Below are 12,418 nucleotides of genomic sequence, written 5' to 3' on the forward strand. Positions count from 1 at the left end.
TCTTCCTACTCGTCGGTCTTCAGACTATTTGGATCGAAGACGTTGCCGAACCCGCTGTTGCCCGAAGGCTGATCGTCAGGCTCGGCTGAGCTTTCTTCGTCCTGACCACCCAATGTGTTCGGAGCGAACACATTGCCAAAACCGCTGTTGTTCGACGGTTTGGGCGTGGATTGCTGAGCGTCGCCTTGCTCGGCCTCGCGCTGCTTGCGCTGCTCCTCGCGTTGCTTGCGCAATTCCTGAATGCGCTGCTCGGCTTCCAGACGCTTTTCTTCCTTGACGTCCGCGATACACTGGGCCGGGTTGTAGGCCATGGCCGTCCCGACGACAGTGATCGTTGCCACGGCGAACATGACCAGCAGCACGGCCGCCATGTTCCCCGAGAAAAAGCTGGGCAACTTGATCTTGCCTGCCAGTTCCTCGACCGTGGCTTCCTTGCGCGCGGCGGCGACCAGTTCCTGACGCTTCAACTTGGCTTCGTTCAACAGGGCGAAGAAAACGGTCAGCGCCACGATGATAAAGGCCAGCGCCGAAATCGCAGGTGTAATGCCGTAGCGCACCTTCTGAGCCAATTCGATTGTCAGTGTCGGATATTCGCCGAACGTGAAGGTGGTGGTGTTGTAGTTCTCGAACGAGGCAAGAAACGCAAGCACCGCCGCCGAAGCAATCGCCGGACGCATGAACGGGAGCAGGATCTTGCGAAACGCCTGTGCATGCGTTGCGCCAAGGTCCAGTGCCGCCTCGGTCAGCGCCAGGTCATATCGCTGCAGCCGAGCCACCAGAACCAACATGCAATAGCTGGCGATGAAGGTGGATTGGCCAATCACGGTCAGGAAAATGCCGTTCGACAAGAAACTGTCGGCACCCAGCCCCAGCATCCGGTTGATCCGGTCCCAGAAGACCAGCGTCGAGATACCCAGAACAACGCCCGGGATCAGGATCGGTGCGATGATGATCGTGTAGTAGGTGGCGCGCAGCTTGGGCCAAATCTGGGTCAGCATCAGCGCTCCGGCCAAGCCCATCGCCACCGACAGAACCACGGTTCCCGCGCCGATGATCAACGAGTTCTTGATGCCGTTCAGGATGCGTTGGTCCTGAAACAACTCGCCGAACCACTGGAAGGTCAGGCATTCCCACGGGCTCATGCGCGGGAAACCAGATGAGTTGAAGGCGGTGATCGACATGATCACCAGCGGACCCAGCAGGTAGGCGAAGAAGATCGCCAGATAGACCCAGATGCTGATACGGAGGAAGGACATGTTCATTTCCCGATATCCCCCATGTTCACCTTGAACAGGCGCATCATTGCCAGCACGAACAGGATACAGGTGACCAGCAGAACGATGGCGTAGGCTGCGCCTTGTGGCCAGTCGTTGTTGTCATTGAACTGCTGATAGATCAGTTGCGTGAACCACAGACTGGATGGCCCGCCCAGGATTTGCGGTGCGGCCAGCGCACCGGCCGACAGCATGAACACCATCGTACAGCCGGAACTGATGCCAGGCTTGGCATAGGGAATGACCACCCTCCAGTGGATCCGCCACCACGGAGCGCCCAAGTCGCGCGCCGCTTCGATCTGGTTTCCATCCAGGCTTTCGATGACGTTGTACATCGGGAAGATCATCAGCAGGATGTACGCGTAGCCGAGGCCCGCATAGAGCGCGATGTCGTTGCGGATGAAATCAAACGGCGTGTCCCAGATCCCCAATCCGACGAACAGCGTGTTCAAAACACCCGTCTCTCCGAAGATGATACGCAGCGCAAAGGCGCGCAGGATCTCGTTGATCCAATAGGGGATGATCAGCATGATCGCGAAGATACGGATGTGATTGCCCTTGGACTGACCCAGGTAATAGGCAATCGGATAGCAAATGATCAGGTTGAAGATCGTCACGCAGACCGCGGCGATCAACGTCCGGAAGAACACACGCAGATCAACGGCGTTGTAGGACTGGCTGCCGCCTTCCGGGCCGTAGATCAGGTATTTGTAGTTCTCCAGCGTGTACACGTCCTTGGGGCCGCCGATTTCCGGCGGCGGCAGGTTGGGACGGAAGGAAAAGTCCAGCATCGACAGCTGCGGCAGGATGATCAGGCCGATCGTCCAGAACAGGACAAGTCCCAGAATCGCGATCCCCATGCCGAAACCGTTGCGGTTGAAGAAGTCCCTGAGGAAGCCAGGCATCGTCGGGCCTCCTTATTCCGCAGCCAGCTCACCCGCCGGAACGACGACCGCGTTGCGGGTTTCGTATTCCAGCGTGATGTTCTGCCCGGTGTGATCTTTGAACGACTGCCCGTGGTTCGGGATCGAGACCTTGATCTCTTTGCCGCCCTCTCCTTCGGTGAAGATGTTGAAGACGTTGCCTTCGAATTCCTCGTGGGTCACCCGTGCCGTGACGAAGTGATCACCGCTCGTCCCCTCGGGTGCAATCGAGAACGCCTCGGGTCGGATGAACATCATGGCGTCGTCACCTTCGGCCAACTTGCCCTGATTGGCGGTCGATATCCGCGCCACCAAATCGCCGGACCGGTTGGTCGAGATCAGGGCCTCTTCGCCCATCACTCTTTTTACCTTGCCGCGGAAGACGTTGTTTTCGCCCACGAACGAGGCGGCAAAAGCGGTTGTCGGGTCGTTGTAGATGGTCTTGCCATCGGCGATCTGGTCAATCACGCCAGCGCGCATCACGGCGATGTTGTCCGACATTGTCAGGGCCTCGCCCTGGTCATGGGTGATGTAGATGAATGTGATGCCCACACGCTTTTGGATTTCGCGCAGCTCGGTGCGCATGTGCTGGCGCAGCTTGAGATCCAGCGCCGACAGCGGTTCGTCCAGCAGCAGCACGTCTGGCTCGGCGCATAGAGCGCGCGCGATGGCCACTCGTTGGCGCTGACCGCCCGACAATTCGCTGGGCAGCTTGTCGCCCTGATCCGGCAGGGCGATCATGTCCAGCAGCTCGTCCGCGCGTTTGCGCCGTTCGGCGGCGCTGGCCCCTTTGATCTCCATCGAAAAAGTTATGTTCTCCCACACCTTCATGAGCGGAAACAGCGCGAGGTTCTGAAAGATCAGAGCAGTAGGACGCTTGTTCGGCCCGATGCCCTTCATGTTCTTGCCGCCGATCAGGACATTGCCTTCGCTGGGCTCGAGGAACCCCGAGACCGCCCGAAGGATCGTGGTCTTGCCGCAGCCCGAAGGCCCAAGGAACGAAAAGAAATCGCCCCCGTTGATGTTCACGTTCGCATCTCGCACAGCGACAAAATCGCCGAAGCGGATCCACAGGTTTTCCAGATCAACTCCGATCCCTGCACTCATTTTTGGTATCTCCCTGTGATGCAGCCCCAGGCCGCACCGCATCGTTGTCCGTCACGCAGGGCAAACGCGTGCGGGGTCCAAAGGCCCCCCGCGCGACAACGCGAGGGGCGCGATCTCAAGGCGATCAGGCGCTCTTGAACTTGTTGACGAACTCGGTCCGGGTCTCGGCATACCACGGTGCTTCGGCAGGCCACGGGTTCAGGTTGGCCAGCGAGTCGCCCGGATAGGCCTCGGCAAAGTTCTTCTTGTAGGTGTCGCCCGAATATTGGTCGGCACCCAGAACCGGCGAGTTGTAGCCGTGGCTGTCGATCGCGACACCGGCCGGCTTGGCCTGATAGGCGAAGTCGATGAAGGCGTAGACCTGGTCGATATTGGTTGCGCCGGTCGGCATCGACATACCGTCGACCCAAGCCATCGCACCCTCGACCGGAGCCTGGTAGTGCACCGGTTCGCCAGCGGATTTCAGTGCCAGCGGCGGACCATCCCAAGTCTGTCCGACGACAACCCCTTCGTTCAGCAGGCCGTTCTTCTGGGTGTCGGCATCGTTCCAGATCAGTTTGATCCGGTCCTTGCGGGCGATGCACCAGTCGGTGATCTGACCCCAGACCTTGCGCATGGTGTCTTCGTCGCCATATGCGGCCCAGACCGAGCCGGGCTCCATCTCGCCGATGCGCTCCATGTACAGACCCGCGCCCAGCATCATCGAATGCGCGCGACCCATGGTCTTGCCGGCGTTTTCTTCCGACCAGACGTCACCATAGGACGGAGCGTCGCCCTCGGGCAGCCACAGGTCGGTGCGATAGGCAATGCCTTCGGTACCCCAGATATGCGGCAGCCAATGCGCGCCGCTGTCACCAAAGTTCCAGGCATCGGTGCCGATCTTGGCCATCGCCGGGTTGACCTTGTCGATCGGGACCCTGTTCATGTCGAACGGCTGCAAAAGCTCCAGCGGCTCCCACTGCAGCGAGCGGTTGTTGGTCGGCGAAACGATATCAAAGCCCTGGCCCTTGGTGGCCTTCATCTTGTTGATGATCTCTTCGTTCGAGCCAATTCCGGTGTAGTTCACCTTGATCCCGGTCAGGGTTTCGAACTCTTCGATGAAGCTGGGCGGCAGGTAATCCGACCACATCAGGATGTTGACTTCGCCCGAAGATGCAAGGGCGCTTTTGCTGTACAGAGGTGCCGCCAGCGCAGCTGCGCCGGCCCCTTTCAACACCGTACGACGGCTGAAGTTTGACGATTTGGTCATTCGTGTTTCTCCCGTGTTTGGACTGAGTTTTGTTTTTTATCCGTGCGTCACGTTAGAGTTTTGCGGTCGCCCCGTCAGTCCAAAAAGTGACAGTTTGCGAAATTCTTAGGTCCAGTTCCCTCGGAAGCCCAAGCCCGGAGCCTGCCCAAACAGCACGCGACTCTGCGGGAATTCGCGCAAGGATCATATATCAAAAGGGTCGACGATACCTAACGGCGCATCGGAACTGGCCTCATGCCGCGAAGGGAGATCTCGCGAATTTTTTACGCAGCCGCCTAATCGATGCGCATCATTTCAGCCGCAAAAATCGATTTGCGACAAATTCAGACCAGAATCACGACGCGGTCGGAGCTATTTGCGCATTGACCGGCCGTCATGAAACAGATGGATCTTCTCCGGCGCGGCAGTCACCGAAACCGTCTGGCCACGCAAGCCACGATGGATGCCCGGCAGTTTGCCGATCACCGACTCAGCGCCGGGGGCTTTCGCGAAATAGAGCAGCGTCACCTCGCCCAAGGCTTCGGTAAAGTCCACGGTCCCGGTCAGGATGGGGTCACCGTCGGCGACCACCAGATCCTCGGGCCGCACACCCACGTTGACCTTCTTGCCGGCGTCGGCGTCCTCGGTCGGTATGGCCGAAACTGCCGTTCCGCCACAGTCCAACGCAACGGTCGTGGTGGCACCGGTGCCGGTGATCGTGCCCGGCAGCAGATTCATGGCGGGCGAGCCGATGAACTGGGCCACGAATTCATTGTCGGGCGTCTCGTACAGCTCCAGCGGCGTACCAACCTGTGCGATGCCCTTGTTGGCCAGAACCACGATCCGGCTGGCCAGGGTCATCGCCTCGACCTGATCGTGGGTCACATAGATCATCGTGCTGTCGGGCATCGCCTCTTTCAAGCGCGCGATCTCGATCCGCGTGGCCACCCGCAGCGCGGCATCCAGGTTCGACAGCGGCTCGTCGAACAGATAGACCTTGGGGTCGCGCACGATGGCCCGGCCGATGGCGACCCGCTGACGCTGACCGCCCGACAGAGCTTTGGGCAGACGGTCCAGAAACGGTTCCAGCTGCAGGATCTGCGCCGCGCGGTTCACCGCGGCGTCGATCTGATCGGCGGGCATCTTGGCGATCTTCAGGGCAAAGGCCATGTTCTCGCGCACGGTCATGTGCGGATACAGCGCATAGCTTTGGAACACCATGGCGATGCCGCGCTGTGCCGGGGGCACATCGTTCATCATCTGCCCCTCGATTTCCAACGTTCCGCCCGAAATGCGTTCCAGCCCCGCGATCATCCGCAGCAGGGTGGACTTGCCGCAGCCCGAGGGGCCGACGAACACGATCAACTCGCCGCGCTCGATCTCGAGGTTGATGTCTTTCAGGACATCGACATTGCCATAGGTCTTGGCGACATCGGTCAGCTTGAGCTCGGACATGGGTTACCCTTTCTCTCGGACCATCAGGCAGAACTGCGAGGACGCCAGCGTGGCGCGGCCCTGTGCCTCGACTGCGCCCAGATCCTGACCGATGCAGCGCCAGTTGCCCTTGGGCAGGGCGATTTCGGCGGCGCCATCGCCCAGGTTGAAGGCACAGAACACCTGCTGGGTGTCATCCTCGCGCAGGAAGCTGAGGATCGGGCCGGTTTCGCGCATGTCGGACTGGGTGCCCGACATCAGCGCCGGATATTCATGGCGCAAAGCGATGGCACGGCGATAGTGGTTCAGCACCGACTGCGGGTCGGCGTCCATCCGGTCAACGGCGCGCTCGGCCTGCGCGGTGCTGACGGGCAGCCAGGGCGCACCGGTGGTAAAGCCTGACTGTTCGTCCTGCGCGGCCCAGACCATGGGCGTGCGGCAGCCGTCGCGGCCCTTGTATTCAGGCCAGAACTCGATGCCATAGGGGTCCTGCAGGCACTCAAAGGGCACGTCGGCCTCGGGCAGGCCCAGCTCTTCGCCCTGATACAGGCAGGCCGAGCCGCGCAGGCACATCATCAGCACCGCGTGCTGCCGGATGCCGGCCTCGTCCAGATCCCAGCGCGAGGCGTGGCGCTGTACGTCGTGGTTGGAGAACGCCCAGCACGGCCAGGCGTCGCCGGCCTTGGACAGAAGCTGGTCGAACACATGCTTGGTGTATTCTGCTGACAGGCGGCGTTTTTCCAGAAACTCAAAGGCATAGCACATGTGCATGCGCTTGTCGCCACGGGTGTATTCGCCCATGATCTCGAGCCCACGCTGTGCGTCGCCCACCTCGCCCAGACAGGCGCGGCCGTCATATTGGTCGGTCAGGGCGCGCAGACGTTCCAGGAAGGCGATGTTTTCCGGCTGGCTCTTGGAATACAGGTGGTCCTGATGGTTGTAGGGGTTGACCATCGGCGCGATGGTTGCGTTGCGCTGATCCAGCGGCAGCGCCGGGTTGTCGCGCAGTTGCGCGTCGTGGAAGTAGAAGTTGATCGTGTCCAGCCGGAACCCGTCAACGCCCATGTCCAGCCAGAACCGCGCCACGTCCAGCAGCGCGTCCTGCAGATCGGGGTTGTGGAAATTCAGGTCCGGCTGCGAGGTCAGGAAGTTGTGCAGGTAATACTGCTGCCGGCGCGTATCCCATTGCCAGGCCGAGCCGCCGAAGATCGACAGCCAGTTGTTGGGCGGGGTCCCGTCAGGTTTGGGATCGGCCCAGACATACCAGTCGGCCTTGGGGTTTTCGCGGTTGCTGCGGCTTTCGACGAACCACGGATGCTGGTCCGAGGTATGCGACAGCACCAGGTCGATCATCACCCGCAGACCCAGACCATGGGCGCGGTCCAGCAACGTCTGGAAATCCTCCATCGTGCCGAACATCGGATCGATGGCGCGATAGTCGCTGACATCGTACCCGAAATCCTTCATCGGCGACTTGAAGAAGGGCGAGATCCAGATCGCGTCGACCCCCAGACCCGCGATGTAGTCCAGCCGCCGGGTGATGCCCCGCAGGTCTCCGATGCCGTCGCCGTTGCTGTCCTGAAAGCTGCGCGGGTAGATCTGATAGATCACTCCGCCGCGCCACCAGTCGGACGCCGTCTTGGTTGAGTGCTTGAGGTCCACGTTGTTCTGCACGTTCATCACACGCCCTTATTTGACTGAACCGGCCAGCAATCCGCGGACCAGGTATTTCTGCATTGCAAAGAAGACGACCAGCGGCACCGCGATCGACACGAATGCGGCCGTTGCCAGGATTTCCCAATTGCCGCCCCGCGTGCCCAGAAGCTCGACGATACTGTTGGTCATCACGGTGGTTTCGCCGGATGCGTCGATCAGGAACACCTTGGCCACCAGCAGGTCGTTCCATGTCCACAGGAACTGGAAGATGGCGAACGAGGCCAGCGCCGGAAAGCTCAGCGGCAGGATCAGCTTGGTGAAGATTTGAAACTCGGTGGCGCCATCGACCCGCGCATTCTCGATCAGGTCGCGGGGCAGCCCGGCCATGTAGTTGCGCAGAAGATAGATCGCCAGCGGCATGCCAAAGCCGGTATGGGCCAGCCAGACGCCCAGATACCCTTTGCCGATGCCGATGTTCAGGTGGAATTTCAGCAGCGGGATCAGCGCCAGTTGCAAAGGTACCACCAGCAGACCGACCACCGCGGCGATCAACAGCGCACGGCCCGGGAAATCCATCCAGGCCAGCGCATAGGCCGCGAAAGCCGCCACCAGGATCGGGATGATCGTGGCCGGAATCGTGACCGTCAACGTGTTGAAGAACGCCTTGGCCATGCTGTCAGTGCTGTCCTCGGCCAGCAGGACCTTGTGGTAATTGTCCAGCGTGAATTCGGGCGGCAGTTCGGCGGTCACGAAGACCCGCGTGCCCCGGCTGCCGGTGAATTCCTCGGTGTTCTCCATCCGGTAGTCGCCATTGGCCTGAACGGTGACCGTGCCGCCCTTGCGCAACTCGGCCGTCTGGCCCGGCTCAAACGCATCGATCTCGCGCGAACTGATGCCCCATTTCGAGATGCGCGCCGTGGTTCCGGCGTCAAACAGGTTGCCCTCGATCACATACAGGCCGTTTTCCTGCACCTGGGTGTCGGGCGCGGCGCTGCGCAGCGTCAGGTTCTGCTCGGACGGGAAAATCGCCCGCCACCAGCCGCTGGTCGCGATCTGGTCCGCCGTGCGGAAGGACGAGATGAACAGGCCCAGCGTGGGCACCACCCACAGCACCACCAGAAACAGAACCGAGGCATGTACGGCCCATCTGAGCGCCGGGCGGGTTCCTGCGATCTCACTCATGACGCACCCTCCTATTCCATTTCCTTGCGCGCGTTGCGCACGTTCCAGACAAGGATCGGCGTCACCAGCAGCATGATCACCATGGCCGAGGCCGAGCCCACGCCCCAGTCATTGGCGCGGAACAGCTTGTCGAACATGTAGTTGGCCAAGACCTGTGTCTCCCACTGGCCGTTGGTCATGGCGAACACGATGTCGAACACCTTCAGCACGACGATGGTGATCGTTGTCCACACCACCAAAATCGTGGTCTTGATCTGCGGCACTTTGATCTTGAAGAAGATCTGGAACGGGCTTGCGCCATCCAGAATGGCGGCCTCGACCGTTTCTTCGGGAATGCCGCGCAGGGCCGCCGACAGGATCACCATGGCAAAGCCCGTCTGAATCCAGACCAGCACGATCATCAGAAAGAAATTGTTCCAGAACGGAATCGTCAGCCAGGTCTGCGGGTCGGTTCCGCCAAAGAAGATGTACAGGGCATTCAGCATTCCGATCTGGTCCTGCTCGACCGGGCGAGTGTCATAGACAAGCTTCCAGATCACCGAAGCGCCCACGAACGAGATCGCCATCGGCATGAAGATCAACGACTTGGCGATATTGCCCCAACGGATGCGGTCGGTCAGCTGGGCGACCAACAGGCCAAATGCTGTCGACAGCGCCGGGACCACGATCAGCCACAGCATGTTGTTGCGCATCGCTTCCCAGAATTTGGGCTCTCCCATCATCTGGGCGTAGTTGTCCAGACCCACCCACTCGTATCCGCCGCCGGGCACCCGGTCGGTCAGGGACAGGCGCAGCGTTTCCACCACAGGATAGGCCAGGTACAGCCCCAGCGCGACCAGAGCGGGGAATAGAAACAACCATGGCCGGACCATGTTTGCCCGATTGATGTTGCGCCCGGCGTTCGGGCCGCGCGGCGGGAACAGAATCTTGTCCAGAAACTGGTTGGACAGATAGAAGTAACCAACGCAGGCGGATACGCCGATGGCGATCGTCAGCAGACCTTGCAATGCGGGATGCATGTCACCCTCCCTGGCGACAATGGGTCGGGCAACCCGAAGGTCGGGTTGCCCGGTTTCACGGCTTTACTGGATCGCGTCCCAAGACGCCTGGATCTCGTCGGCCACTTCCTGCGCGGGTTTGCCACCGGCATAGTCGACCATGCCGGTCCAGAACGTACCAGCGCCAACCGCACCCGGCATCAGGTCAGACCCGTCAAAGCGGAAGGTGGTCGCACCCAGAAGAATGTCATTCATCTTCTTCAGGGTCGGGTCCGAGAAGGCCGAGGTATCGACACCCTTGTGCGGGGTCAAAAAACCGCTGAGCGCCATCCAGGTCTCATGCGCCTCGGGCGTCTGCAGATAGGCGATCAGGTCATGCGCGGCGGGACTGTCATTGGTGATCGCCCACAGGGTGCCCGCGCCCAGAACCGGGCTGCCCAGATCCTTGCCTTCATAGGCCGGGAAGTAAAAGAAGTCCGCATCTTCACCCACGACCGTGCCTTCGGGGAAGAAGGCCGGGATGAACGAGGCCTGACGGTGCATGTAGCATTGCGGCGGCGAGCTGAACATGCCTTTGGGGCTGTCGCGGAAATCCGTGGTTGCAACCGCACCGGCCCCACCGGCGACATAGTCGTCATTGCGGGCGAATGCGCCGAATTCCTCGATCGCGGCCACGACCTTGGGATCGTTGAATTTCAGTTCGTTGGCAACCCACGCGTCATAATCCTCCGGGGACTGGGTGCGCAGCATCATGTCCTCGACCCAGTCGGTCGCAGGCCAGCCTGTTGCGCCACCCGACCCCAGGCCGATGCACCAGGGCGTGCCACCATCTGCGACGATCTGGTCGGTCAGGGCCTTGAGTTCTTCCATCGTGGTCGGGACTTCATATCCCGCGTCCTCGAAATTCTCGGGCACGTACCAGACCAGCGATTTCACATCGACCTTGTAGAAGAAGCCGTAGAGATGATCCTGACCGTCCGGCCCAGCGTAAGTGCCCAGATCGACCCAGGACTGCCCGGCCGCGTAGTTGTCCCGGATCCAGTCGGCGGTCCCGTCAGCAAGCGGCGTCAGAAACCCGGCCTTCGCCATGTCGGCAGCAAGACCCGGCTGGGGGAACACGGCGATGTTCGGTGCCGATCCGGCCTCGGCGTCGATGCGGATCTGCTGCTCGAAGCTGTCCGACCCGACATAGGCATATTCATGACCGGTGGCCGCGGCAAAGCCGTCCAGAACCTTTTCGACATTCTCCTGGTCCGGGCCAAGCCACGGGCCGAACACGGTGACCTTTTCGGCCTGCGCCGCGCCCGCCATCAGGGCGAACGTGGCCGCACCTGCCAAAAGCGAGTGTTTCATTGATTTTCCTCCCAACTGTATCCGCGCGTGTGAGACTCAATTTTCAAAGCGCTTTGAATGCGGCCGTTATCCGCTAACATGTTGGCCCTGTCAATGGCTAGATTTTTTCTTGGGCCGCCTGTGCCCATGTTTTCAAGGTATATTGCAGAGAGTGGCAAAACAACTTGACGCAAGCGGCAAATCCCCACACAACAGAGCGCACACAAGCATTGAAAGCGTTTTGAAACCGCTATGAACCTCAAGCAGCTCTCTCAGATCTTGGGTCTGTCACAGACGACAGTCAGCCGCGCGCTGAACGGTTACCCAGAGGTGAACGAAGAGACTCGCATGCGGGTTCAGGCGGCGGCGGCCAAACATGGCTATCGGCCGAACGCGCGCGCCAAGGGGCTGGCGACGGGTCGTTCGATGGTGATCGGCCACGTGATCCCCAGCTCGTCGCGCCACGAGATGGTGAACCCGATCTTCGGCGATTTCGTCGCCGGCGCGGTCAAAAAATATGCCGAGCACGGCTATGACATGATGTTCACCAATGCTGACGACACCTCGATCGAGGACGCCTATCGCAGCCTGTTCCAGCGCGGTGCGGTCGACGGCGTGGTGCTGCAGGGCCCCAAAGTGAACGAGCCGCGGATTGAGGTTTTGACCCGGATGCAGGTTCCGTTCATCGTGCATGGCCGATCCACCGGCGTCAGCGTGCCCTATGACTGGATCGACGTGAACAACAAAAGCTCATTCCTGCGCGCCACCCGCTTCCTGATCGACCTGGGCCACCGGCGGATCGCGCTGATCAACGGGCTGGAGGACATGGACTTTGCCCAAAGGCGCCGCGACGGGTATCTCGAGGCGCTGAAACAGGCCGGCCTGTCGCCCGACCCGGCCCTGATGCGCAGCGCCGAGATGACCGAGGTCTATGGCCATCACGAAACCCGCGACATGCTGCGGCTGGACGATCCGCCCACCGCGATCCTGACCTCGTCGATGATCTCGGCCATCGGGGTGCGGCGCGCGCTGGACGAGGCCGGGCTGAAAATGGGCCGCGACGTGTCGGTGATCGCCCATGACGATGACCTGTCCTATCTGAAGAACGGGCAGGACGTTCCGATCTTTACCGCCACCCGGTCTTCGGTGCGCCACGCCGGCGAACTGGCCGCCGAGATGCTGATCGAGCGCATCCGCGCGCCACACGATCCGGCCAAGACTAGATTGCTCGAGGCCGAACTGGTAGTCGGCGGCTCGACCGGTCCCGCCCCCAACAGGTTCTGA

Annotated in this window: 10 protein-coding genes; 1 reads left to right on the forward strand and 9 read right to left on the reverse strand. The window is 61.0% G+C overall.

Annotation, left to right across the window (positions count from 1 at the left end; genetic code table 11):
* Positions 1–5: 5 nt before the first annotated feature.
* The 9 genes from AC2FNZ_RS10340 to AC2FNZ_RS10380 all read right to left on the reverse strand — a co-directional run bounded on the left by AC2FNZ_RS10340 (position 6) and on the right by AC2FNZ_RS10380 (position 11,155).
* On the reverse strand, positions 6–1,262 hold the full coding sequence (locus tag AC2FNZ_RS10340) for an ABC transporter permease (RefSeq protein WP_170461554.1): 1,257 nt from the start codon (positions 1,260–1,262) through the stop codon (positions 6–8).
* Positions 1,259–2,179, reverse strand: coding sequence for an ABC transporter permease (locus tag AC2FNZ_RS10345; RefSeq protein ID WP_093963158.1), 921 nt, complete (start codon positions 2,177–2,179; stop codon positions 1,259–1,261). The genes AC2FNZ_RS10340 and AC2FNZ_RS10345 overlap by 4 nt, the downstream gene beginning before the upstream one ends.
* 12 nt (positions 2,180–2,191) lie before the next feature.
* Positions 2,192–3,304, reverse strand: coding sequence for an ABC transporter ATP-binding protein (locus tag AC2FNZ_RS10350; protein WP_093963159.1), 1,113 nt, complete (start codon positions 3,302–3,304; stop codon positions 2,192–2,194).
* 124 nt (positions 3,305–3,428) lie between these two features.
* Positions 3,429–4,553 carry an extracellular solute-binding protein gene (locus AC2FNZ_RS10355; RefSeq protein WP_170341229.1) on the reverse strand — a complete coding sequence of 375 codons (1,125 nt, stop codon included), beginning with the start codon at positions 4,551–4,553 and terminating at the stop codon, positions 3,429–3,431.
* 351 nt (positions 4,554–4,904) lie between these two features.
* On the reverse strand, positions 4,905–5,987 hold the full coding sequence (locus tag AC2FNZ_RS10360) for an ABC transporter ATP-binding protein (RefSeq protein ID WP_496840518.1): 1,083 nt from the start codon (positions 5,985–5,987) through the stop codon (positions 4,905–4,907).
* A 3-nt stretch (positions 5,988–5,990) separates the two neighbouring features.
* A complete protein-coding gene (locus AC2FNZ_RS10365; RefSeq protein WP_496840519.1) occupies positions 5,991–7,646 on the reverse strand; it encodes an alpha-glucosidase in 1,656 nt (551 codons plus the stop codon).
* A gap of 9 nt (positions 7,647–7,655) precedes the next feature.
* Complete coding sequence (locus AC2FNZ_RS10370; RefSeq protein ID WP_093963163.1) at positions 7,656–8,804, reverse strand: carbohydrate ABC transporter permease; 1,149 nt, start codon at positions 8,802–8,804, stop codon at positions 7,656–7,658.
* An 11-nt stretch (positions 8,805–8,815) separates the two neighbouring features.
* A complete protein-coding gene (locus tag AC2FNZ_RS10375; protein ID WP_093963164.1) occupies positions 8,816–9,823 on the reverse strand; it encodes a carbohydrate ABC transporter permease in 1,008 nt (335 codons plus the stop codon).
* A 63-nt stretch (positions 9,824–9,886) separates the two neighbouring features.
* Positions 9,887–11,155: an ABC transporter substrate-binding protein gene (locus AC2FNZ_RS10380; protein ID WP_093963165.1), complete on the reverse strand. Its 1,269-nt coding sequence runs from the start codon at positions 11,153–11,155 to the stop codon at positions 9,887–9,889.
* 231 nt (positions 11,156–11,386) lie between these two features.
* Between AC2FNZ_RS10380 and AC2FNZ_RS10385 the strand changes: the two genes are divergently transcribed.
* The gene (locus tag AC2FNZ_RS10385; protein WP_093963166.1) at positions 11,387–12,418 is read left to right on the forward strand and encodes a LacI family DNA-binding transcriptional regulator; all 1,032 of its coding nucleotides are present in this window, start codon (positions 11,387–11,389) and stop codon (positions 12,416–12,418) included.

The organism is Ruegeria sp. SAZA006, from assembly GCF_059613465.1.

Bases quoted from the DNA above. Each gene is read 5' to 3' on its own strand.
- AC2FNZ_RS10370 (WP_093963163.1), bottom strand. From the start codon at position 8,804: ATGAGTGAGATCGCAGGAACCCGCCCGGCGCTCAGATGGGCCGTACAT.
- AC2FNZ_RS10360 (WP_496840518.1), bottom strand. From the start codon at position 5,987: ATGTCCGAGCTCAAGCTGACCGATGTCGCCAAGACCTATGGCAATGTC.
- AC2FNZ_RS10375 (WP_093963164.1), bottom strand. From the start codon at position 9,823: ATGCATCCCGCATTGCAAGGTCTGCTGACGATCGCCATCGGCGTATCC.
- AC2FNZ_RS10345 (WP_093963158.1), bottom strand. From the start codon at position 2,179: ATGCCTGGCTTCCTCAGGGACTTCTTCAACCGCAACGGTTTCGGCATG.
- AC2FNZ_RS10380 (WP_093963165.1), bottom strand. From the start codon at position 11,155: ATGAAACACTCGCTTTTGGCAGGTGCGGCCACGTTCGCCCTGATGGCG.
- AC2FNZ_RS10385 (WP_093963166.1), top strand. From the start codon at position 11,387: ATGAACCTCAAGCAGCTCTCTCAGATCTTGGGTCTGTCACAGACGACA.
- AC2FNZ_RS10365 (WP_496840519.1), bottom strand. From the start codon at position 7,646: ATGAACGTGCAGAACAACGTGGACCTCAAGCACTCAACCAAGACGGCG.
- AC2FNZ_RS10350 (WP_093963159.1), bottom strand. From the start codon at position 3,304: ATGAGTGCAGGGATCGGAGTTGATCTGGAAAACCTGTGGATCCGCTTC.
- AC2FNZ_RS10340 (WP_170461554.1), bottom strand. From the start codon at position 1,262: ATGAACATGTCCTTCCTCCGTATCAGCATCTGGGTCTATCTGGCGATC.
- AC2FNZ_RS10355 (WP_170341229.1), bottom strand. From the start codon at position 4,553: ATGACCAAATCGTCAAACTTCAGCCGTCGTACGGTGTTGAAAGGGGCC.